Origin of the sequence: Rhodococcus pseudokoreensis (assembly GCF_017068395.1) — a bacterium.
Taxonomy (GTDB): Bacteria; Actinomycetota; Actinomycetes; order Mycobacteriales; family Mycobacteriaceae; genus Rhodococcus_F; species Rhodococcus_F pseudokoreensis.
On sequence record NZ_CP070619.1, the window covers coordinates 7787326 to 7809335 of the forward strand.

The following is a 22010-nucleotide window of genomic DNA, read 5'->3' on the forward strand; positions in this document are numbered from 1 at the left end:
GCGAATAATTCAGTAATCGAGTTTCGCGGCGACGATCCGGCCATCACCGGGGAGCCTTCGGAAGAACGGCCGGCACGCCGGCTCAGTAGAACCGAACGGGTGGGCCCGTCACAGCCCGGCACCGAGAGGCGCCCTCCGGGGTGCAAGCGGGGTGGTACCGCGGTAGGTGACGCAGGAGGCGTCCCCGTCGTCCCCGTGCCGAGTACGTCAGGCACGAGGAGATCGCGGTGACCGACACCAGCAACGTGACCAGCAGCAACGAGTCGTACCCCAAGGTCGATTACGGCGTCTCCCAGGACGCCGGCGTCCGGTTCCCCCAGATCGAGCAGCGGGTGCTGGCCGGCTGGGACGAGGACGACACGTTCCGGGCCTCGGTCACCCAGCGCGACGACGCCCCCGAGTTCGTGTTCTACGACGGCCCGCCGTTCGCGAACGGTCTCCCGCACTACGGCCACCTCCTCACGGGGTACGTCAAGGACCTGGTCCCGCGGTTCCAGACCATGCGCGGCAAGAAGGTCGAGCGCCGATTCGGCTGGGACTGTCACGGGCTGCCCGCCGAACTCGAGGCGGAGAAGCAACTCGGCATCAAGGACAAGGCCGAGATCGACGTCATGGGTCTCGAGAAGTTCAACGAGTACTGCAAGTCGTCGGTGCTGCGCTACACGGACGAGTGGCGCGACTATGTCACCCGTCAGGCCCGGTGGGTCGACTTCGACAACGACTACAAGACCCTGGACCTCGACTTCATGGAGTCGGTCATGTGGGCGTTCAAGGAACTGTTCGACAAGGGCCTGATCTACCAGGGCTTCCGCGTGCTGCCGTACAGCTGGTACGAGCAGACGCCGCTGTCGAACCAGGAGACGCGGCTCGACGACGCGTACAAGATGCGCCAGGATCCGGCCGTCACGGTCGACATGCCACTGCGCGGTGAGGGACCGCTCGACGGCGCCAACGCCATCATCTGGACCACCACCCCGTGGACGCTGCCGTCCAACCTCGCCGTCGCGGTCCACCCGGACATCGACTACGTGCAGGTCGCGGGTGGCGACGGGAAGCGTTACGTACTCGCGAAGGACCGGCTGGGGCACTATGCCCGCGAACTCGGCGAGGCGCCCGAGGTGCTGTCCGAGCACAAGGGCTCCGAGCTCGTCGGGCTCAGCTACGACCCGCCGTTCGACTTCTTCGCCGGCCACGACAACGCGCACCGGGTGCTGTCCGCCGACTACGTGACCACCGAGTCCGGCACCGGAATCGTGCACATGGCACCGGCTTTCGGTGAAGAGGACTACGACTACTGCGTCCGCAACGGCATCGAACTGGTGCAGCCGCTCGACCCGGGCGGCAAGTTCACGGCGATGGTGCCGCCGTACGAGGGTCTGCTGGTGTTCGACGCGAACCCGGTGATCATCAAGGACCTCAAGGCTGCTGGAAAGTTGCTGCGGCACGAGACGATCGAGCACTCGTACCCGCACAGCTGGCGCAGCGGGCAGCCGCTGATCTACATGGCCGTCCCCTCGTGGTTCGTCGCCGTCACCAAGTTCCGCGACCGCATGGTGGAGCTGAACCAGGACATCACCTGGGTGCCCGAGCACATCCGCGACGGACAGTTCGGCAAGTGGCTCGAGGGTGCCCGCGACTGGAACATCAGCCGCAACCGGTACTGGGGCAGCCCGATTCCGGTGTGGGTGTCCGACGATCCGGCGTACCCGCGCACCGACGTGTACGGCTCCCTCGACGAACTCGAGCGTGACTTCGGGGTGCGGCCGACGGATCTGCACCGCCCGATGATCGACGACCTGGTGCGCCCGAACCCGGACGACCCGACCGGCAAGTCGATGATGCGCCGCGTGCCGGAGGTCCTCGACTGCTGGTTCGAGTCCGGGTCGATGCCGTACGCGCAGGTGCACTACCCGTTCGAGAACCGGGAGTGGTTCGACTCCCATTTCCCGGGCGATTTCATCGTCGAGTACAACGGGCAGACCCGCGGCTGGTTCTACACGCTGCACGTGCTGGCGACGGCGCTGTTCGATCGTCCCGCGTTCAAGACCGTTGCGGCCCACGGCATCGTCCTGGGCGAGGACGGCCTGAAGATGAGCAAGTCCAAGGGCAACTACCCGGACGTGAAGGAGGTGTTCGAGCGCGACGGCTCCGACGCCATGCGCTGGTTCCTCATGTCCTCGCCCATCCTGCGCGGCGGAAACCTCGTCGTCACCGAGCAGGGCATCCGCGAGGGTGTCCGGCAGGCGCTGCTGCCGCTGTGGAACGCGTGGAGTTTCCTGCAGTTGTACGCGCCGACGTCCGGTGAGTGGCGCACGGATTCGACGAACGTCCTGGACCGGTACATCCTCGCGAAGCTGGCGGGCACCCGGGACGTCATCACCGACGCGCTCGAGACGAACGACATCGCAGGGGCGTGCGACGAACTGCGCACGTTCTGCGACGCGTTGACGAACTGGTATGTGCGGCGGTCGCGTTCGCGCTTCTGGGACGAGGACGCCGAGGCCGTCGACACCCTGCACACCGTGCTCGAGGTGGTCACCCGGCTCGCCGCTCCGTTGCTGCCCCTGATCAGTGAGGTGATCTGGCGGGGGCTGACCGGCGGACGGTCGGTGCACCTCGCGGACTGGCCGGCCCAGGGTGAGCTGCCCGCGGATGCGGAGCTGGTGTCGGCCATGGACGAGGTCCGGTCGGTGTGCTCGACGGTGCTGGGTCTGCGCAAGGCGCAGAACCTGCGGGTGCGGTTGCCGTTGCCCGAGGTGACGGTCGCCGCCGAGGACGCGGAGCGGCTGCGCCCGTACCTCGGCCTGATCGCCGACGAGGTCAACGTCAAGAAGGTCGACCTCACCACCGACGTGGACGTGCACGGCCGCTTCGAGCTCGTCGTCAACGCGCGCGCCGCGGGGCCGCGGCTGGGCAAGGACGTGCAGACCGTCATCAAGGCCGTGAAGGCCGGTGACTGGTCGGAGAATTCGGACGGCGTCGTCGTCGCGGCGGGGATCGAGTTGCTGCCGGAGGAGTACACGCAGCGTCTGGTCGCCGCCGAGCCGGAGTCGACGGCGGCCCTGCCCGACGGTGCCGGTCTGGTGGTCCTGGACTCGGCGGTCACCGAGGAACTGGAAGCCGAGGGCTGGGCGAAGGACCGGATCCGCGAGTTGCAGGACGCGCGCCGCGCGGCCGGGCTCGAGGTGTCCGACCGGATCACCGTCGTCCTCGACGTGCCCGCGGAACGGCGGGACTGGGCGCTGGCGCACCGGGAACTGATCGCGGGTGAGATCCTCGCCGTCCAGCTGGAACTGGCCGAGGCGCCGACCGATGCCGTGGAACTCGGCGAGGGTGTGCGGGCGGCGATCACGAAGGCGTGACCTGTCGGACCGGGCGGGTATTTTGCACCAGGTGAGTCGTCGGTGGGTGCTGCACCTCGACATGGACGCGTTCTTCGCGTCGGTCGAGCAGCTCACCCGGCCGACGCTCCGCGGCCGCCCGGTTCTCGTCGGCGGTCTCGGCGGACGGGGTGTCGTCGCCGGGGCCAGTTACGAGGCGCGGGTGTTCGGCGCGCGGTCGGCCATGCCGATGCATCAGGCGCGGAGGCTGGTGGGTCCGGGTGCGGTGGTGCTGCCGCCGCGGGGCCGGCTGTACGGCATGCTGAGCAAGTCCGTGTTCGACGCGCTCCGCGGGCCGATGCCGGTGCTCGAGCAACTGTCGATGGACGAGGCGTTCGGTGAACCCACCGAACTGGCCGGAGCGGATGCGGCCACGGTGCAACGCTATTGCGAGGGCCTGCGGGCCCTGGTTCTCGAGGAGACGGGGCTGGTCGCGTCCATCGGCGCCGGGTCGGGGAAACAGGTGGCCAAGATCGCGTCCGGTCTGGCCAAACCCGACGGGATCACGGTGATTTCGCCGGACGAGCAGCACGCGGTGCTGGACGAGCTTCCGGTGCGGAAGCTGTGGGGCATCGGCCCGGTCGCGGAGGAGAAACTGAAGCGGCTCGGCATCGAGACCATCGGCGGTTTCGCGCGGACCCCCGAATCGGAGGTCGCATCCATTCTGGGCACCACGATCGGACCGGGCCTGCACCGGTTGGCGCAGGGCATCGACAATCGGCCCGTCGCCGAACGCGCGGAGTCGAAACAGGTCAGTGCGGAGACGACTTTCGCCACCGACATCGTCACGATGGCGGACTTGCGAAGTGCCGTCGAGTCGAGCGCGGCGTCGGCGTTCGTGCGCCTGCAGAAGGACGGCCGGGCCGCGCGCACGGTGGTGCTGAAGCTGAAGAAGGCGGACATGAGCATTCTGACGCGTTCGGTCACGCTGCCCTACGCGACGCTCGACCGTCAGATTCTGGTCGCGGCCGCGCAGCGTCAGGTGATCGACCCGATCGAACTCGGGCCGGTGCGTCTGGTCGGGGTGGGGTTCGCCGGACTGTCGACGGTGCGTCAGGGCTCGCTGTTCCCCGAACTGGACCTGGACGTCCCGGGGTACCAGGAGTCGAAGATCACGGAGGCGGGCGGTGACGACGGCCTGTCCGCGGCAGTCCCCGCACCCGCCCGGGCGATCGACACGCGGTGGCATCCCGGTCTCGATGTGGTGCACCCGGACTTCGGCCACGGCTGGGTGCAGGGTGCGGGGCACGGTGTCGTGACCGTGCGATTCGAAACGCGCACAACGGGTCCGGGCAAGGCCCACACGTTCAAGGAGGACGACGGGCAACTCGAGACGGCCGATGTGGAAGGCTCGCTCGCGTGACCGAACGCATCGCCCGGACGAGGGAGTGGAGACCGGCTCCGCGAGCAGGTAGCCTCGGGCGCTGATGCCTACCCTTGGGTAATGTCGCCCGGGTAGCGAACGTGCTCAGATCGTCCGAGAACGAACACCGAGAATGAAGAGGTTATTGAGTTGAAGCTTCGTAAGATCACGGTTGCCGGAGTAGCAATCGCCGCAGCCCTCACGATGTCCGCGTGTGGCTCCGACGACGGCGAGACGGCGGCCAAGACCACGACGACGACTTCCGCAGCTGCCGAGACCTCGGAAGCCATCGAGGTGCCCACCGCGGCCGATCTCAACGCGCTTCTGGTGCAGGGCCTCGACCCGGCCACCCCGCTCGAGGTCAAGTCCGCGATGGTCGAGGGCTCGGAGCAGGATCCGGAGCTCATCAACCAGGTCGCCGCCGCCGCCAAGGCCAACAACGCCCAGGTCACCGTTCTCGACCCGGTCATCGACAACGGTGACGGCACCGCAAGCGGCCAGCTGCAGCTGACCGTCAACGGCCAGGTCCAGCAGGGTGGCGTTCCGGCCATCTTCGTTCCCGGCGAGAACGGAACGTGGAAGCTGTCGAAGATCACCGCATGCCAGATCGTGTCGCTCGCGCAGCTGACCTCGCCTGCATGCCCTGCCTGATTCCAGGCCGAACCGTGCGGTCCTGACGGATCGCCGCGTTCTCGCACCGATGCCGGTGTCCCCTCGGGGGCACCGGCATCGGTCGTTTCGGGGTCGGCTCAGCCGGCGGGTGCGGGCGCGAGCTTCGCCACGGCGGTGTTCGTCAGGTCGCCGAAGACGCCGGCGTCGATCGGGTCCTGTCCCGTCGCGACCAGTTGAGTGACGGTGCTGCCGACGACGACCACCACCACGTCCGAGACGAGACTGACGCCCTCGCTGGTGGTGACGAGCCGGAACGCCGTCGACGCGTCGCCCGAGGGCTGCTGCTCGCGGCCCCCGATCCGGTACTGCACCTGCACGCCGTCGGCGTCCGTGCCGCTGTACTGGGTGCATCCCGCGAGCCGGTCCTGCACCGCGGCGAAGGCCTGGGCCGCGTCGGCGCCGGTGGCGTAGCTCGCCGCGTCCTGGTCGATGGTCGCGAAGCCCGGGCCGGTGAACCAGCCGGACGCGGACGCCGGCGCTCCCGGGCGCTGGTCCGCGACCGGTGACAGCACCGCGGCGCAGTCCGCGGGATCCGTGCTCGACTTGTCGGAATCCGCCGACTCCGACGCCGGCGGCAAACCCAGATCCTCCTCGGGATCGGGCACCGGGGTGAAGCCGACCGGTAGGTCGCCGACGTCGAGGAGCGCCGCCTTCAGCGCGGCCCGATCGGCGAACGGCGTGCCCGCCGCGTCCGGCGCGGCGGTCACGACCGGACCGAGCGGCTCCAGCGATCCGGCGTCGCCTGCGTCGCCGGACGCGTTCGACGAGCACGCCGACAGTGCGAGCACGGCCAGCAGGGAGCAGGCGGCGGCGACGGGTCCGCGGCGCATCAGGAGCCCCACCGGACCGAGTTCGACGTGGTCTGGTGCAGGCGGGTGGCGCCGTCGGGGTCGCTGTACTGCTGGTCACCGCCCACGGTCACCGCCCCGGACACCGGCAGCGGCAGACCGAGGTCGACGGTCATGGTGCCCGAGCCCTGCATCACGTACTGGTCGACGTTCAGCGTGCCTGCCTCTCCGGGCAGTTCCCACACGGGGGACTTCGGCTTCTGGTCGATCGTGTAGTCGACGGTGAGGCGGTTGCCGTCCCGCGCGGTCAGGGTGGCCACAGTCGTCTGGTCGAGCGCGATGCCGCTCATCACCTGCTGGCGGATCGTCCACTGGGCGCCCACACCGACCGGTTCCGCCGGAAACGGGACCGTGCGGTACACGGCCTGGTAGAAGGCCTGCTCGATCGCGGAGCGGGCGATGTCCTGGGCGTCGGCGTCCGGTCGTAGTCGCAGCGCGGTGATCGCACCGGTGGGATCGACGGTGAAGCCGGCGCCGGAACCGGCACTGGCTTCGAGTGCGCTGCCGAGGCGGTCGTCGGGGCTGGTGACGTCGCCGAGCGTGAGGTCGACGGTGGTGCTGCCGTCCGCGTCGTCGGACGCCCGGCCGACGGCGGCGGTGAGGGGGAGCGTCACCTGGGGAGAGGAGAAGTCCTGGGCGGGCTGGTCGTCGATCTGCTGGAACACCTGCGCGTCCGTGGTCAGCTGGACGTCCTGCGTGACCCCAGCCGGCGGTCTGCGTGAGATCACCTCCCGCGGTTCCTCGCCGGGCTGGATCAGTTCGACGGTGGTGGCGGAGATCGGGACGGTCACTTCGGCGGGAGTGGACGTGGACCCTGCGGGGCTCGACTCCGAGGAGTCGCCGTCGCCTCCGCACCCGGCGGTCAGAGCGACCAGGGAGAGGGTTGCGGCGAGTAGGCAGAATCCGGGTCGCAGAGATTTCGAGAACAGTGGCACGCCCCCAGGCTAGTGCGCGCGGGAGCGCGTGAACGGAGGCTTGCCTCCGTAGTGGATGATGAACGGGTGAGTCAAGACCCCACGGCAGAGAACGAGACCGACGCCGAAGACCGGAACGACGGTGACGCGTCCGGCGCCGTAGCCCCCCGGCCGGCGAAGCATCAGCGCAGGCTGCTGCTGTTCGCGATCGCAGGGACGATCCTCGCGACCGACCTGCTGACGAAGATCCTCGCCGTCGCCAACATCGAGCCCGGGCGCCCGGTCTGGCTGATCGGGGACCTGGTCTCGCTGCGGCTCGTGCGCAACCCCGGCGCGGCGTTCTCCATGGCCACCGGCATGACGTGGCTACTCACCCTCGTCGCCGTGGGTGTGGTGATCGGCGTCGTCCGCATCGGCCGGACGCTGCGGTCGCCGTGGTGGGCGCTCGGTCTCGGGCTCGTGCTCGGGGGTGCCCTCGGCAATCTCGTCGACCGGTTCTTCCGGGCCCCCGGAGTGATGCAGGGGCACGTCGTCGATTTCGTCTCCGTCGGCTGGTGGCCGGTGTTCAACGTCGCGGACTCCGCGATCGTGTGCGGTGCGATCCTGCTCGTCGTGCTCACCCTGGTGGGGCTGGAACCGGACGGAACACGCAAGGGGGAAGAGAAGTGAGGGAAACACGGTCGATGCCGGTCCCGGATGGGCTCGAAGCGATGCGGGTCGACGCCGGCCTCGCTCGACTGCTCGGTCTGTCGCGCACCGCGGTCGCCCAGCTCACCGAGGAAGGCTCGGTGCTCGTCGACGGCGCTCCCGTCGGCAAGTCCGACCGGCTGTCCGCAGGCACCTGGCTGGAGGTGGAACTGCCCGAACCGCCGCGGCCGCTGACCATCGAGGCGGAACCCGTCGAGGGCATGGAGATCCTGTACGCCGACGACGACGTGGTCGCCGTCGACAAACCCGTCGGGGTCGCGGCCCACGCCAGTGTCGGGTGGACCGGTCCGACGGTGATCGGCGGCCTCGCCGCCGCGGGCTTCCGGATCTCGACGTCCGGTGCGCACGAGCGCCAGGGCATCGTGCACCGGCTGGACGTCGGTACGTCCGGAGTGATGGTGGTGGCCACGTCGGAGCGCGCCTACACACTCCTCAAGCGCGCGTTCAAGCAGCGGACCATCGACAAGCGGTACCACGCGCTGGTGCAGGGGCACCCGGATCCGAGCAGCGGAACCATCGACGCCCCCATCGGCAGGCACCGCAGCAACGACTGGAAGTTCGCGGTCACCGCGGACGGCAAACCCAGCATCACCCACTACGACACGGTCGAGGCGTTCCAGGCGGCGAGCCTGCTCGACATCCACCTGGAGACGGGCCGGACCCATCAGATCCGCGTCCACTTCGCCGCGCTGCGGCACCCGTGCTGCGGCGACCTCACGTACGGGGCCGACCCGCGGCTGGCCGAACGCCTCGGGCTGGAGCGTCAGTGGCTGCACGCCCGGTCGCTCGGGTTCGCGCATCCCGCGGACGGGCGGTGGGTCGAGATCACGTCCAAGTACCCGAAGGATCTCGAGGACGCTCTCGGGGTTCTGCGGGCGAACTGAGGTGCGGCTCCCGCGCCCCGGCGGTACCGCGGTGCCTGCCGTGCTCACCGCCGTCGTCCTGATCGCGGTGACCGTCTTGCTCGGGGCGCTGAACCCTGTCCGGCGCGCGCCCGTATCGACGGACACGCTGGGCCCCGACAACGGGGAAGTGGTAGCCGACTACCTGGCCCGGGCGGACCGATCGCTCGACGAGGCGGACGGCCGCCAGGAGCGCTGGGCGCTCGTCTCGTTCACGCGTCCGGTGACCACGGACACCGTCCGGGACGCCGCGTCCGGCACCCGGGTGTCGCAGGTGCTCTTCCGCGTGCCGCTCGACCGGGTGCAGACCCCCCTCGTGCCCGTGTCCGTCGCGGCAGGCGACGCGGCCCTCGCCCGGGCGAGCGACCTGGCCGCCGGCCGCGCCCAGGCGATGACGGGCGAAACGGAGCGGCAGGCGCAGATCGCGGCGGTCTCGTCGGCGGAACTCGCCCGGAACTGCGCGTGCGTGATCGGCGCCGTCGTCCGCGGCGATCACGACGCCCTGGCCGCGCTGCGGTCCGAACCGGACGTCCGGGCGGTCGAAGCGCTCGGCGCCGACGCCGTCGCCGGTCGGTTCGCCGTGCGCCCGCTGCTGCCGGAGCAGGTCGGGACCGTCGCGCCCGGTCCCGACGACGGCGTCGTCCCGGGGAGCATTTCGTGACGGCGTGGAAAGCGGAAACCGTGGGCGCCGCCTGCGGAGTCGGCGCCTACGTGCTGTGGGGCGCGTTCCCGGCGTTCTTCGGTCTCCTCGGCCCGGCCGGGTCGGTGGAGATCCTCGCGCACCGCGTGGTGTGGACGCTCGCCCTCATGTTTCTCGTCCTCGCGGTCTCCGGCCGGCTCCACTCGCTGCGCGGGCTCAGCGCGCGCACCTGGCTGCTGGTCGCGGCCGCATCGACGGCCATCGCGGTCAATTGGGGCACCTACATCTACGGGGTCACGTCGGACCGGGTGGTCGAGACCGCGCTCGGGTATTTCATCAACCCGTTGGTGAGCGTGCTCCTGGGCGTCGTGATCTTCCGGGAACGGCTCGTCCCGGCCCAGATCGTCGCGCTCGCCCTCGCCACGGTCGCGGTGATCGTGATCACCGTCGACTACGGGCATCCGCCGTACATCGCGCTCACCCTGGCCGCCTCGTTCGCGCTGTACGGGCTGTGCAAGAAGGTGATGCCGCTCGACCCGCGGACGAGCCTCACCGCCGAGGGCATCGTGGCCGCACCCGTCGCGGTCGGCTACCTGGTGTTCCTCGCCCTCACCGGAACAGGCACGTTCCTCGGGTTCGGCATCGGGCACACCCTGCTGCTGATGGCCGCGGGCCCGGTGACCGCCCTGCCGCTGCTGCTGTTCGGCGCGGCGGCGCAACGGGTGCCGTTGCGCACACTCGGCATGCTGCAGTACCTGACACCGGCGCTGCAGATGGCGTGGGGCGTCGCCGTTCTCCACGAGGACATGCCCGCGTCGCGGTGGATCGGATTCGCCCTGATCTGGGTGGCGCTCGCGATCTTCAGTACCGATGCGCTGGTACGGGTCCGGCGCGAGCGGCGCAATCCCGCCCCGTCCCAGGCGCCCGTCCCGTAACTCGCGTCACGACTTCGGCGACACCCGCCGTCGGCGACCGGAGCTGTCGGTCCGAGGGCCTACACTCGTGAGGCTCCCAGACCTTCAGAGAGGCGCACGTGGCTGACTCGTTCGTACATCTGCACAATCACACCGAGTACTCGATGCTCGACGGTGCGGCCAAGGTCGGCCCCCTGTTCGAAGAGGCCGCGCGGCTGGAGATGTCGGCGGTCGGCATGACCGACCACGGCAACATGTACGGCGCCAGCGAGTTCTACAACGTGGCGAAGAAGCAGGGCATCAAGCCGATCATCGGCATCGAGGCGTACGTCGCGCCCGAGTCCCGCTTCAACACCAAGCGTGTGCTGTGGGGCGATCGCAGCCAGAAGTCCGACGACGTCTCCGGTAGCGGTGCGTACACCCACATGACGATGGTCGCCGAGAACGCGACCGGTCTGCGGAACCTGTTCAAGCTGTCCTCGCTCGCGTCGATCGAGGGTCAGCTCGGCAAGTGGGCGCGCATGGACGAAGACCTCATCGCCACCCACCACGAGGGCATCATCGCGACCACGGGCTGCCCGTCCGGCGAGATCCAGACCCGGCTGCGACTCGGCCACGACCGCGAGGCGCTCGAGGCGGCCGCCAAGTGGCAGGAGATCTGGGGCAAGGACAACTTCTTCCTCGAGCTGATGGACCACGGACTGTCGATCGAGCGACGCGTGCGTGAGGGCCTCCTCGAGATCAGCAAGAAGCTCGAAATCCCGCCGCTCGCCACCAACGACTGCCACTACGTCACGAAGGAAGCGGCGGAGAACCACGAGGCGCTGCTCTGCATCCAGACCGGCAAGACGCTGTCCGACCCCACCCGGTTCAAGTTCGACGGTGACGGCTACTTCCTCAAGTCCGCCGCGGAGATGCGGGCCCTGTGGGACGACCAGGTACCCGGCGCGTGCGACAACACCCTGCTCATCGCCGAGCGTGTCCAGCCGTACGACGACGTGTGGGCGCACCACGACCGGATGCCGATCTTCCCGGTCCCCGACGGCGAGACGCAGGGCACCTGGCTGCGCAAGGAGGTCCTCCGCGGGCTGGACCGCCGGTTCCCCGACGGACCGCCCGAGGAGTACCTGGCCCGCGCCGACTACGAGATCGGCGTCATCCTGGAAATGGGTTTCCCCGCCTACTTCCTCGTCGTCGGCGACCTCATCAACCACGCGCGTGAGGTCGGCATCCGGGTCGGCCCCGGCCGAGGCTCGGCCGCCGGTTCGCTCGTCGCCTACGCGATGGGCATCACCAACATCGACCCCATCCCGCACGGCCTGCTGTTCGAGCGGTTCCTGAACCCCGAGCGCGTGTCCATGCCCGATATCGACATCGACTTCGACGATCGCCGTCGCGGCGAGATGGTGCGCTACGCGACGGACAAGTGGGGCAGCGACCGCGTCGCCCAGGTCATCACGTTCGGCACCATCAAGACGAAGGCGGCCATCAAGGACTCCGCCCGAGTCCAGTTCGGTCAGCCCGGTTTCGCGATCGCCGACCAGATCACGAAGGCGCTGCCGCCGCCGATCATGGCCAAGGACATCTCGGTGTCCGGCATCACCGACCCGACCCACGAGCGCTACAAGGAAGCGGTGGAGGTTCGCGCCCTCATCGACTCCAACCCGGACGTCGCGAAGATCTACCAGACGGCCAAGGGACTCGAGGGCCTGATCCGAAACGCCGGCGTCCACGCCTGCGCGGTGATCATGTCGTCCGAACCGCTGATGGACGCGATTCCCGTGTGGAAACGCGCCCAGGACGGCGCCATCATCACCGGCTGGGACTACCCGTCGTGCGAGGCCATCGGCCTGCTGAAGATGGACTTCCTCGGGCTGCGGAACCTCACCGTCATCGGTGACGCCATCGACAACATCAAGGCGAACCGGGGGATCGAACTCGATCTCGACACCCTCGCGCTCGACGACACGGCCACGTACGAACTGCTCTCGCGCGGTGACACTCTCGGGGTGTTCCAGCTCGACGGCAGCGCAATGCGCGACCTGCTGCGCCGCATGCAGCCCACCGGCTTCGAGGACATCGTCGCGGTGCTCGCGCTGTACCGGCCCGGTCCGATGGGCATGAACGCGCACAACGACTACGCCGACCGCAAGAACGGGCGGCAAGAGGTCAAACCCATCCACCCGGAACTCGAGGAGCCCCTGAAGGAGATCCTGGCCGACACGTACGGCCTGATCGTCTACCAGGAGCAGATCATGCAGATCGCGCAGAAGGTGGCCGGGTACTCGCTCGGACAGGCCGACATTCTCCGCCGCGCCATGGGTAAGAAGAAGCTGTCGGTGCTGGAGGAGGCGTACGCAGGCTTCCGCGAGGGCATGCTCGCGAACGAGTTCTCCGAGCCCGCCATCAAGGCGCTGTGGGACACCATCCTCCCGTTCGCCGGGTACGCGTTCAACAAGTCGCACGCCGCCGGATACGGCCTGGTGTCGTTCTGGACCGGGTACCTCAAGGCCAACTATCCGGCCGAGTACATGGCCGGTCTGCTCACCTCGGTCGGTGACGACAAGGACAAGGCCGCCGTCTACCTCGCGGACTGCCGCAAGATGGGCATCACCGTGCTGCCGCCGGACGTCAACGAATCGGAGGTCAACTTCGCCTCCGTCGGAGAGGACATCCGGTTCGGCATGGGCGCCGTCCGCAACGTCGGTGCCAACGTGGTGGGCTCGATCATCAAGGCGCGCAAGGAGAAGTCCAAGTTCGTCGACTTCTCCGACTACCTCAACAAGATCGACGCTGCCGCCTGCTCCAAGAAGGTCACCGAATCGCTGATCAAGGCAGGCGGATTCGACTCGCTGGGCCACCCGCGCAAGGGGCTCATGCTCGTCCACGCCGACGCCATCGACGCGGTGATGGGCACCAAGAAGGCGGAGGCGATCGGCCAGTTCGACCTGTTCGGCGGCGACGACGCCGACGAGTCGATCGCGTCGGTGTTCAACGTGAAGATCCCCGAGGAGGAGTGGGACTCCAAGCACCGGTTGGCGCTGGAACGGGAAATGCTGGGACTGTACGTGTCCGGGCACCCGCTCAACGGCGTCGAGCACGTGCTGTCGGCGCAGTCCGACACCGCGATCCCGACCATCCTCGAAGGCGACATCAAGGACGGCACCCAGGTCACCGTCGGCGGCATCCTCGCGTCGGTGAACCGGAGGATCAACAAGAACGGTCTCACCTGGGCGTCCGCTCAGCTCGAGGACCTGACCGGTGGTATCGAGGTGCTGTTCTTCCCGCAGGCCTACTCGGTGTACGGGATGGACGTCACGGAGGACTCCGTGGTGCTCGTCAAAGCGCGCGTGTCGATCCGCGACGACCGGATCTCACTCATCGCCAACGACCTTGCGGTGCCGGACCTCTCGGCGGTGGGGGTCGCGAAGCCGCTGGCGGTCAGCCTGCCGCTGCGTCAGTGCACCAAGGACAAGATCGGCGCGCTGCGGCAGGTGCTCACCCGCCATCCGGGCACGTCGGACGTGCACGTGCGGTTGATCGGCGGCACCGAGGTCACGTTGTGGAAGGTGGACGACGTGCTCCGGGTGGAACCGTCGTCGGCGTTGATGGGCGACCTCAAGGCGCTGCTCGGACCGAGCTGCCTGTCCGTGTGATCGCTCTGACGGATGCGGCTAGGAGCGCGGCGGGAAGAGCCGCCGCGCCCACCACACCACCACGGCGGCCGCGGCGGCGGTGAGAACGGCCGCCTGCAGCGCCTGGGTGACGACGAGGATCGTGACGAAGACCAGCAGCGCGACTGCCAGGGCCTCCAGCTTGTAGAGGGGCCACTCGGTGCCGGCCAGATCGACCGTCCGTGCGGGGGTGCTGCGGGGCACATCGCGGCGCACCCAAGCGTCGTGTGTCGTCATCGCAGGTCACCTCACTGGAGTGGGTCGGGGGAGCGGACGTCCCCGCGTGCGATCAGGGTACTCGGAATCCGGAGTTCGGCGCAACGAACAATCGGATGTGGTCCTTCGCATGTGCGCTGGTTCGGTGGAATCGGTGGCGGGCCCTCGCGGATCAGGTGTTGACTGGACGCATGCCACTCACAGGTGAATACGAACCCAGTCCGACCAAGTGGGCAGCGGATCAGGCCGAGTTGATGGAATCCACCGACGGTGCCGAGGGCACGACGTTGGGCGGCAAGCCCGTCGTCCTGCTGACCACCCGGGGAGCGAAATCCGGCAAGATCCGCAAGACGCCGCTGATGCGTGTCGAGCACGACGGGACGTACGCGGTCGTCGCGTCGCTCGGCGGCGCCCCGAAGAACCCGGTCTGGTACTACAACGTGAAGGCCGAACCGCACGTCGAACTCCGCGACGGCTCGGCGACCCACGACATGGTGGCCCGTGAGGTGACGGGCGACGAGAAGGCCACGTGGTGGGAGCGGGCCGTCGCCGCGTTCCCGGACTACGCCGAGTATCAGAAGAAGACCGATCGGCAGATCCCGGTGTTCGTGCTCGAACCCGCCTGATTCTCGCACCGCCGCTGTCGTTCGCCGTTCGACCGTCCCCGACCGGAGGCCCGATGAGAGCGAAAACCGTTGCCGATCAGCTGGTGCGTCAACTCCAGGATGCCGGCGTCCGGCGGATCTACGGAATCGTGGGCGACAGCCTCAATCCCGTCGTCGACGCGGTCCGGCGGTCGGGCGGCGCGGAGAACGGCGGGATCGACTGGATCCACGTGCGGCACGAGGAGGCCGCAGCCTTCGCCGCCGCCGCGGAGGCGCAGATCACCGGCACGCTGGCGGTCTGCGCCGGCTCGTGCGGGCCGGGAAATCTGCACCTGATTAACGGTCTCTACGACGCGGACCGCTCGGGGGCACCGGTGCTCGCGATCGCGGCGCAGATTCCGAGCGAGCAGATCGGTCTCGGCTACTTCCAGGAGACGCACCCGGACCGGCTTTTCGTCGAGTGCTCCCGGTACGCCGAGTTGATCGGAAGTCCCGCCCAGGCCCCGCGCGTCACGGCGTCCGCCATCGCGCACGCGACGGCGCTGTCCGGTGTCGCGGTGATCACCCTGCCGGGCGACATCGCGGACCGTCCCGCCGAGGGGCGGGCGCCGTCGGTGCCGCGCACCGGTGCGCCGGCGATCGTGCCCGACCAGTCCGACGTGCAGGCACTCGCCGACGCGGTGAACGCGGCGGGGAAGGTCGCGATCTTCGCCGGCGAAGGGGTGCGCGCGGCACGCGAGGAGTTGCTCGGCCTGGCCGACGCGATCGGTGCGCCGATCGGGCACACCCTCCGCGGCAAGGAATGGATCCAGTACGACAACCCCTTCGACGTCGGGATGACGGGGCTGCTGGGGTACGGGGCGGCGCACGACGGAATGCACGGCGCCGACCTCCTGCTGCTCGTCGGAACGGACTTCCCCTACAACCAGTTCCTGCCGGACGGCGTCCGCACCGCGCAGATCGACTGGGCCGCACAGCGAATCGGCCGGAGAACGGACGTCGACCTGGCGGTGCACGGCGACGTGGGGAGCACGTTGCGTGCGCTCGCCCCGCTGATCCGGCGGAAGGACGACCGCCGCTTCCTCGACGACATGCTCGACAAGCACCGGACGCTGATGAACAAGGTGGTCGGCGCATACACGAAACCGGCCAAGCAGCGCGTCCCGATCCACCCCGAGTACGCGGCGTCGATCCTCGACGACCTGGCCGCCGAGGACGCGATCTTCACCACGGACACGGGAATGTCGAACGTGTGGACGGCGCGCTACCTGACGCCGAACGGCTCGCGGCGTTTCCTCTCCTCGGCCCTGCACGGATCGATGGCGAACGCCCTGCCGCATGCGATCGGCGCCCAGGTGTGCGCGCCCGGCAGGCAGGTGGTGTCCGTGTCGGGCGACGGCGGGCTGTCGATGCTGCTGGGCGAACTGGTGACGGTCGCGATGTACCGGCTCCCGGTCAAGATCGTGGTGTTCAACAACTCCACGCTCGGCATGGTCAAGCTGGAGATGCTGGTGGACGGGCTGCCTGATTTCGGGGTCGACGTCGCGCCGGTCGACTATTCGGCGGTGGCCTCCGCGCTGGGCATCTTCGCCCGCCGGATCGAGAATCCGGCCGACATCGAATCGGGTCTGCGGCAGGCATTCGATCACGACGGACCGGCCCTCGTCGATCTCGTCACCGACCCGTTGGCGCTGTCGCTGCCACCGACCATCACGGGTGGCCAGCTCACCGGTTTCGCATTGGCGCTGTCGAAGATGGTGATGAACGGGGGTGTCGGCGAGGCCGTGAAAATGGCGAAGTCGAACGTCCGGAACGTGCCGCGACCGTCGCAGTTCGATCCGCGCGGCTGAACCCGACTGGTATCCCATGGCCGGAGAGTGGGAACATATCCGGGTGTCCACATCGCCCGATACCGCAGCCCAGAACATCACCTCGCCCCTGACAGTGGGCGACATCGACGCGGCCATCGAGCGAATTTCCCACGTGATCGACGCCACCCCACTGCAGTGGAGCGAACGCCTGTCGTCCCTGACCGGCGCGAACGTCTACCTCAAGCGTGAAGACCTGCAGGTCGTCCGCTCCTACAAACTTCGCGGTGCCTACAACCTCATGGCACAGCTCGATGCCGCCGAGCGTGCCGCCGGCGTCGTGACGGCCAGCGCCGGCAACCATGCGCAGGGCGTCGCGTTCGCCTGCCGGACAATGGAAATCACCGGCCGCATCTACGTCCCGTCGAACACCCCCAAGCAGAAGCGTGATCGTATCCGCGCGCACGGCGGCGAGTTCGTCGAGCTGATCCTGACGGGGGAGACGTACGACGCCGCCGCCGCTGCGGCCGCCGACGATGTGCGGCGGACGGGCGCGACGATGGTTGCACCGTTCGACGACGCCCGGACCGCGGCCGGTCAGGGCACCATCGCCGCCGAGATCCTCGCGCAGCTCGGCAGCGCCCCCGATTCCGTCCTGGTTCCGGTCGGCGGCGGCGGGTGCATCGCCGGCATCGCGACCTATCTGCACGCGCACGCACCCCGCGCGGCCATCGTCGGGGTGGAGCCGACGGGGGCGGCGTCGATGACGGCGGCCCTGGTGGCCGGTGGTCCCGTGACGCTGACGGAGATCGACCCGTTCGTCGACGGCGCGTCGGTGAAGCGGGTCGGCGACCTGCCCTACGCCGTGGTGTCCGCCCTGGGTGCCGAGGTGGTGACGCACACGTCGCTGGGCCAGGCGGATCGGTCGTCCACGATCCGGCTCGATCCGGAGACGTTCGTGATGACCAACCTCGACGAGGGTGCGCTGTGCACCGCGATGCTCGAGCTGTATCAGAACGAGGGCATCATCGCCGAGCCGGCGGGCGCGCTGTCGGTGGCGGCACTCGGGAACATCACGTTCGAGCCGGGTTCCACGGTGGTGTGCCTGATCTCGGGCGGCAACAACGACGTCTCGCGGTACGGCGAGATCCTGGAACGCTCGCTGGTCAATCTCGGTCTCAAGCACTACTTCCTCGTCGACTTCCCGCAGGAGCCGGGCGCCCTGCGCCGCTTCCTGGACGAGGTGCTCGGCCCCGAGGACGACATCACGCTGTTCGAGTACGTGAAGCGGAACAACCGGGAGACCGGCGCCGCTCTGGTGGGTATCGAGCTCGGTAAGGCGGAGGGGCTCGGCGAGTTGCTCGAGCGGATGGAGCAGTCCCGGATGCAGGTGGAACGCCTGGAGCCGGGAAGCCCGGCGTACCGCTACCTCACCTGAGTCGCTATTTCTGCAGCAGCCGCGCGACGACCTTCTTGTACAGCTCGGGCTCGGGCATGGGAAGCCTGAGCAGCGCGGCCAGGTAGATGCCGTCGCCGACGAGGCGCACGATCTCGGCCTGCACGGGATCGTCGATCTCGTCCTGCAGACCCTCGTCCCAGCTGCGCATGACGTCGGTGACGGCCTTCTGGATCTCGTCGTGCTGACCGTCGACGCTCCGTAGGGCGGCGATGGTCGAGCGGTAGAGGGCGAGTTCCTCGGTGGTGCTCGCGTCGGGGACCTGCAGATACCACTCGGACATCGAGGTGCCGCCGGACACGGCGTCGGCGAGCTGGGCGTCGGCCCGCTCGCCGAGCCGGCGCACCATGGCGGCGAGGAGCGCTTCCTTGCTGGGGAAGTGATAGAGCAATCCGCCCTTGGACACCCCGGCCTCCGCCGCGACGGCTTCGAGGGTCACCTGGGCTATCCCCACGTCGAGCAGCAGCTTCTCGAGGGCGTCGAGTATTCGATCGCGCGTACCGGCAGCCATGGAGAGCGACTGTACCCGGGAAATAACTTTACCGTCCGGACGGTTAACGGTAAGGTTACGAAACTGTACCGGCCGGACGGTTCATCACGGTGCCGGCCCCAATCGAAAGTCGCAGGAAGATAAATGTCTGTCTCCACGGATCGCGGGATCAACGACGCCTACGGCGCACCAGGTCAGTCCTCCGCATCACGCCGAGACTGGCTCGGATTGGTCGTCCTGGCCTTCGCCGTCCTCCTGATCGCCGTCGACGGCACGGTGCTCGACCTCGCACTGCCGTTCATCAGCGCCGACCTCGAGCCCAGCAGCACGCAGCTGCTGTGGATCATCGACGTCTACTCCTTCGTCCTCGCCGGACTGCTCATCACCATGGGCACACTCGGCGACCGGATCGGACGGCGCCGTCTGCTGCTGATCGGCGCCGCCGGATTCGGTATCGCGTCGCTGATCGCGGCATGGGCGCCGACACCCGAGATGCTCATCGCGGCCCGTGTGCTGCAGGGAATCTCGGGTGCCACGCTGATGCCCGCGACCCTCGGCCTGATCCGCACGATCTTCGTCGACCCGCGCCAGCGCACCCTCGCCATCGGCGTGTGGGGCGCGATGGCCGGCGGCGGCACCGCGGCGGGCCCGCTGATCGGCGGCTGGCTGCTCGAGCACTTCTGGTGGGGCTCGGTGTTCCTGATCAACCTCCCCGTGATGCTGGTGCTGATCGCCGTGGGACCGCTCGTGATCCCCGAATCCAAGGATCCCGCGCCGGGACGGTTCGACCTGCTCAGCGCGGCACTGTCGATGACGACGATGCTGCCGCTGGTGTACGCGGTCAAGGAAACCGTGGTGCACGGCCTCGACCCGGTGCTCCTCGGCGTCGGTCTCGTCGGCGTCCTGTCGGGTGTGGTGTTCGTCCGCAGGCAGAAGTCGATGAAGGACCCGATGATCGACATCGGCCTGTTCGCGAAGCCCGCGTTCTCGACCGCCGTCCTCACCAACCTGCTGTCCATCTTCGCGCTCGCCGGCGTCCTGTTCTTCGGCTCGCAGTACCTGCAGTTGGTGCTGGGCAACAGCGCGTTCGAATCGGGTGTGCTGATGCTGCCCGGCATGCTGATGAGCGCGGTCACCGCGCTCGCGGCGGCCTGGATGGTGCGCCGGTGGGCCACCTCGCACGTGCTCGGCAGCGGCCTCGCCGTCGCAGGTGTGGGTGCGGCACTGATGCTCACGCTCGGTGTCGACGGTGCCCCGACGATGTTCGTCGTCGGCTTCGGTCTCGCCGGAGCCGGTGTCGGCATCGCGCTGACGCTGACGTCCGACCTCGTGGTGAGCGCCGTCGAGCCCGAACGGGCCGGCGCCGCCTCCGCGGTGTCCGAGACCGCGTACGAACTCGGCATCGCACTCGGTGTGGCCGTGCTCGGCAGCGTCGTCATGGCGATCTTCCGCAGCGGCCTCGACACGTCGATGCTGCCGCAGGAGCAGATCGAGCCCGCGCAGGGCACGCTCGGTGCCGCGGTCGCGGAGGCACAGCATCTCCCCGAGACGGCGCGGGCGGTGTTCCTGGAGTCCGCGCAGTCGGCATTCGTCGACGGCATGCACGTCGCCGCGGGCGCGACCGCCGTGATCCTGTTCGCGACCGCGATCCTCGTCCTGCGGATGCTGCGCGACCGTCAGGGCGAGCTGTCGAGCACCACGAACGAGTGACCCGGTAGCTCCGTCGCCGACGCGGTCTGGTCCTGCGTCGGCGGCTCCCACCACAACACGGGGGAGCCGCCGACCGGGACGGTCACCGGTTCGGCGCCCAGGTTGCAGGCGAGGCGAAGTGCGCCGCGGTGCACCACGATCCACTGCTGCGCCTCGTCGTAGTCGACGGACAGGTTCTCGAGCCACGGATCCGTCAGCTCGGCGCGCTCCCGGCGCAGCCGCAGCAGCGAGCGATAGCAGTCCAGCAGCCGGGCGTGCGGCTGCCGGGCCGGTTCGTCCCAGTCGAGCTTGGACCGCTCGAACGTCTCCGGGTCCTGCGGGTCCGGAACGTCGTCCGTGCTCCAGCCGTGCTCCGCGAACTCGGCCTTGCGTCCCTCCGCCGTCGCCCGCGCGAGCTCCGGCTCCGGGTGCGAGGTGAAGAACTGGAACGGGGTGCTCGCCCCCCACTCCTCGCCCATGAACAGCATCGGCGTGAACGGCGAGCAGAGCACGAGCGCCGCCTTCACGGCGAGCTGCCCGGAATCGAGATATGTGCCGGGGCGGTCGCCGATCGCCCGGTTGCCGATCTGATCGTGCGTGCACGTGTACGTGACCAGCGAACTGGCCGGGATCCGCCGCGTGTCCAGCGGCCTGCCGTGCGTGCGACCCCGGAACGTCGAGAACGTGCCCGCATGGAACCACCCCTGGCGCAGCGTGTCCGCGAGGCAGGCCATCGAACCGAAATCTCCGTAATAGCCCTGCCTCTCGCCCGAGACCGCCGCGTGGATGGCGTGATGCACGTCGTCGTCCCACTGGGCGTCGAGGCCGCAGCCGCCTGCCGACCGTGACGTGATCAGGCGCGGATCGTTGAGGTCGCTCTCGGCGATGAGCGTCAGCGGCCGCCTCAGGTGCGCGGACAGCCGGCGGGTCTCGACGGCCAGATCCTCGAGAAGGTGGGTGGCGGTGTGGTCGACGAGCGCGTGGACGGCGTCGAGTCGGAGCGCGTCGATGTGGAACTCGCGGAACCACCGCAGCGCGTTGCCGATGATGTAGCGGCGCACCTCGCCGCTGTCCGGTCCGTCCAGGTTGATGCTGCGGCCCCAGGTGTTGGCGCCCTGCGCCAGGTACGGGCCGTACCGGTCGAGGTAGTTCCCGGACGGTCCGAGGTGGTTGTAGACGGCGTCGAGGACCACACCGAGACCGCGTGCGTGACACGCGTCGACGAGGGCCTGCAGTCCGTCCGGTCCGCCGTAGCCCTCGTGCACCGTGTACCAGAGGACGCCGTCGTATCCCCAGTTGTGGGTTCCGTTGAACCCGTTGACGGGCATCAGTTCCACGAAGTCGACGCCGAGTCCGACGAGATGGTCGAGCCGGTCGATTGCGGCGGCGAACGTGCCCTCCGGAGTGAACGTGCCGACGTGCAATTCGTAGACGACCGAGCCGGCGAGCTGCCGCCCGGTCCACTGCGAGTCGGTCCAGAGGCTCTCGTCGAGCGTGTGGAGCTGGGACGCGCTGTGCACTCCGTCGGGCTGGCGCGGCGACCGGGGATCGGGGAGCGGGGTATCGCTGTCGTCGAGGACGAACGCGTACCGGGAGTCCGGCGACGCGTCGACGTCGGCCCGCCACCACCCGTCCGGTGACGGGGTCATCTCGTGGCGCCTGCCGTCCACCTCCACGGAAACCGATGTCGGGATCGGGGCCCATACCTCGAATGTGTGCACCCGATCAGCA

The 22010-nt window shown here is 68.8% G+C and carries 17 protein-coding genes; 12 read left to right on the forward strand and 5 right to left on the reverse strand.

Features of this window, described 5'->3' with window-relative positions; genetic code table 11:
• Positions 1 to 227: 227 nt before the first annotated feature.
• The 3 genes from ileS to JWS13_RS40830 all read left to right on the forward strand — a co-directional run bounded on the left by ileS (position 228) and on the right by JWS13_RS40830 (position 5394).
• Positions 228 to 3362: an isoleucine--tRNA ligase gene (gene ileS, locus JWS13_RS40820; RefSeq protein WP_206010837.1), complete on the forward strand. Its 3135-nt coding sequence runs from the start codon at positions 228 to 230 to the stop codon at positions 3360 to 3362.
• Positions 3363 to 3393: 31 nt separating this feature from the next.
• On the forward strand, positions 3394 to 4743 hold the full coding sequence (locus tag JWS13_RS40825; protein ID WP_445322397.1) for a DNA polymerase IV: 1350 nt from the start codon (positions 3394 to 3396) through the stop codon (positions 4741 to 4743).
• A 150-nt stretch (positions 4744 to 4893) separates the two neighbouring features.
• The gene (locus JWS13_RS40830) at positions 4894 to 5394 is read left to right on the forward strand and encodes a WKL family lipoprotein (protein WP_206010838.1); all 501 of its coding nucleotides are present in this window, start codon (positions 4894 to 4896) and stop codon (positions 5392 to 5394) included.
• A gap of 98 nt (positions 5395 to 5492) precedes the next feature.
• Here JWS13_RS40830 and JWS13_RS40835 read toward each other — a convergent pair whose 3' ends face one another.
• Positions 5493 to 6245, reverse strand: coding sequence for a sensor domain-containing protein (locus tag JWS13_RS40835; protein ID WP_206010839.1), 753 nt, complete (start codon positions 6243 to 6245; stop codon positions 5493 to 5495).
• A complete protein-coding gene (locus JWS13_RS40840) occupies positions 6245 to 7198 on the reverse strand; it encodes a hypothetical protein (protein ID WP_206010840.1) in 954 nt (317 codons plus the stop codon). Before JWS13_RS40840 ends, JWS13_RS40835 begins: the two co-directional genes overlap by 1 nt.
• Before the next feature lie 51 nt (positions 7199 to 7249).
• Here JWS13_RS40840 and lspA point away from each other — a divergent pair, with 51 nt between their 5' ends.
• The 5 genes from lspA (at position 7250) to dnaE (ending at position 13997) form a co-directional block, all read left to right on the forward strand.
• Positions 7250 to 7846 (forward strand): signal peptidase II, encoded by a 597-nt coding sequence (gene lspA / locus JWS13_RS40845; RefSeq protein ID WP_206010841.1) that lies wholly within the window; start codon positions 7250 to 7252, stop codon positions 7844 to 7846.
• Complete coding sequence (locus JWS13_RS40850) at positions 7843 to 8769, forward strand: RluA family pseudouridine synthase (RefSeq protein ID WP_206010842.1); 927 nt, start codon at positions 7843 to 7845, stop codon at positions 8767 to 8769. Before lspA ends, JWS13_RS40850 begins: the two co-directional genes overlap by 4 nt.
• Position 8770: 1 nt before the next feature.
• Positions 8771 to 9448 (forward strand): hypothetical protein, encoded by a 678-nt coding sequence (locus JWS13_RS40855; RefSeq protein ID WP_206010843.1) that lies wholly within the window; start codon positions 8771 to 8773, stop codon positions 9446 to 9448.
• Positions 9445 to 10362 carry an EamA family transporter RarD gene (gene rarD, locus JWS13_RS40860; protein ID WP_206010844.1) on the forward strand — a complete coding sequence of 306 codons (918 nt, stop codon included), beginning with the start codon at positions 9445 to 9447 and terminating at the stop codon, positions 10360 to 10362. Before JWS13_RS40855 ends, rarD begins: the two co-directional genes overlap by 4 nt.
• 98 nt (positions 10363 to 10460) lie before the next feature.
• The gene (dnaE, locus tag JWS13_RS40865; protein ID WP_206010845.1) at positions 10461 to 13997 is read left to right on the forward strand and encodes a DNA polymerase III subunit alpha; all 3537 of its coding nucleotides are present in this window, start codon (positions 10461 to 10463) and stop codon (positions 13995 to 13997) included.
• A gap of 18 nt (positions 13998 to 14015) precedes the next feature.
• Here dnaE and JWS13_RS40870 read toward each other — a convergent pair whose 3' ends face one another.
• The gene (locus tag JWS13_RS40870; RefSeq protein ID WP_206010846.1) at positions 14016 to 14252 is read right to left on the reverse strand and encodes a hypothetical protein; all 237 of its coding nucleotides are present in this window, start codon (positions 14250 to 14252) and stop codon (positions 14016 to 14018) included.
• Between the two features lie 170 nt (positions 14253 to 14422).
• Between JWS13_RS40870 and JWS13_RS40875 the strand changes: the two genes are divergently transcribed.
• Genes JWS13_RS40875 through ilvA form a run of 3 tightly spaced genes read left to right on the forward strand, consistent with a single transcriptional unit; the run spans position 14423 to position 18082 of the window.
• Complete coding sequence (locus tag JWS13_RS40875) at positions 14423 to 14857, forward strand: nitroreductase family deazaflavin-dependent oxidoreductase (RefSeq protein ID WP_206010847.1); 435 nt, start codon at positions 14423 to 14425, stop codon at positions 14855 to 14857.
• Between the two features lie 53 nt (positions 14858 to 14910).
• The gene (locus JWS13_RS40880; protein ID WP_206010848.1) at positions 14911 to 16686 is read left to right on the forward strand and encodes a pyruvate dehydrogenase; all 1776 of its coding nucleotides are present in this window, start codon (positions 14911 to 14913) and stop codon (positions 16684 to 16686) included.
• Between the two features lie 43 nt (positions 16687 to 16729).
• Positions 16730 to 18082, forward strand: coding sequence for a threonine ammonia-lyase IlvA (ilvA, locus tag JWS13_RS40885; RefSeq protein ID WP_124389984.1), 1353 nt, complete (start codon positions 16730 to 16732; stop codon positions 18080 to 18082).
• Positions 18083 to 18086: 4 nt separating this feature from the next.
• Here the strand turns inward: ilvA and JWS13_RS40890 are convergent, their stop codons facing one another.
• Positions 18087 to 18611: a TetR/AcrR family transcriptional regulator gene (locus tag JWS13_RS40890; protein WP_087556262.1), complete on the reverse strand. Its 525-nt coding sequence runs from the start codon at positions 18609 to 18611 to the stop codon at positions 18087 to 18089.
• A 123-nt stretch (positions 18612 to 18734) separates the two neighbouring features.
• On the opposite strand from JWS13_RS40890, the gene JWS13_RS40895 reads away from it, so the two are divergent.
• Positions 18735 to 20300, forward strand: a complete 1566-nt coding sequence (locus JWS13_RS40895; RefSeq protein WP_206010849.1) for an MFS transporter — start codon at positions 18735 to 18737, stop codon at positions 20298 to 20300.
• On the opposite strand, the gene treZ is transcribed toward JWS13_RS40895, so the two are convergent.
• Entirely contained in the window at positions 20267 to 22000 is a 1734-nt protein-coding gene (gene treZ, locus JWS13_RS40900) for a malto-oligosyltrehalose trehalohydrolase (protein ID WP_206010850.1), read from the reverse strand. The two genes, JWS13_RS40895 and treZ, sit on opposite strands and share 34 nt — an antisense overlap.
• Positions 22001 to 22010: the final 10 nt, after the last annotated feature.

What these genes read in the sequence shown, in the direction of transcription:
- JWS13_RS40890 (WP_087556262.1), bottom strand. Translation starts at nt 18,611, where the DNA reads ATGGCTGCCGGTACGCGCGATCGAATACTCGACGCCCTCGAGAAGCTG.
- JWS13_RS40880 (WP_206010848.1), top strand. Translation starts at nt 14,911, where the DNA reads ATGAGAGCGAAAACCGTTGCCGATCAGCTGGTGCGTCAACTCCAGGAT.
- JWS13_RS40895 (WP_206010849.1), top strand. Translation starts at nt 18,735, where the DNA reads ATGTCTGTCTCCACGGATCGCGGGATCAACGACGCCTACGGCGCACCA.
- JWS13_RS40835 (WP_206010839.1), bottom strand. Translation starts at nt 6,245, where the DNA reads ATGCGCCGCGGACCCGTCGCCGCCGCCTGCTCCCTGCTGGCCGTGCTC.
- JWS13_RS40875 (WP_206010847.1), top strand. Translation starts at nt 14,423, where the DNA reads ATGCCACTCACAGGTGAATACGAACCCAGTCCGACCAAGTGGGCAGCG.
- JWS13_RS40870 (WP_206010846.1), bottom strand. Translation starts at nt 14,252, where the DNA reads ATGACGACACACGACGCTTGGGTGCGCCGCGATGTGCCCCGCAGCACC.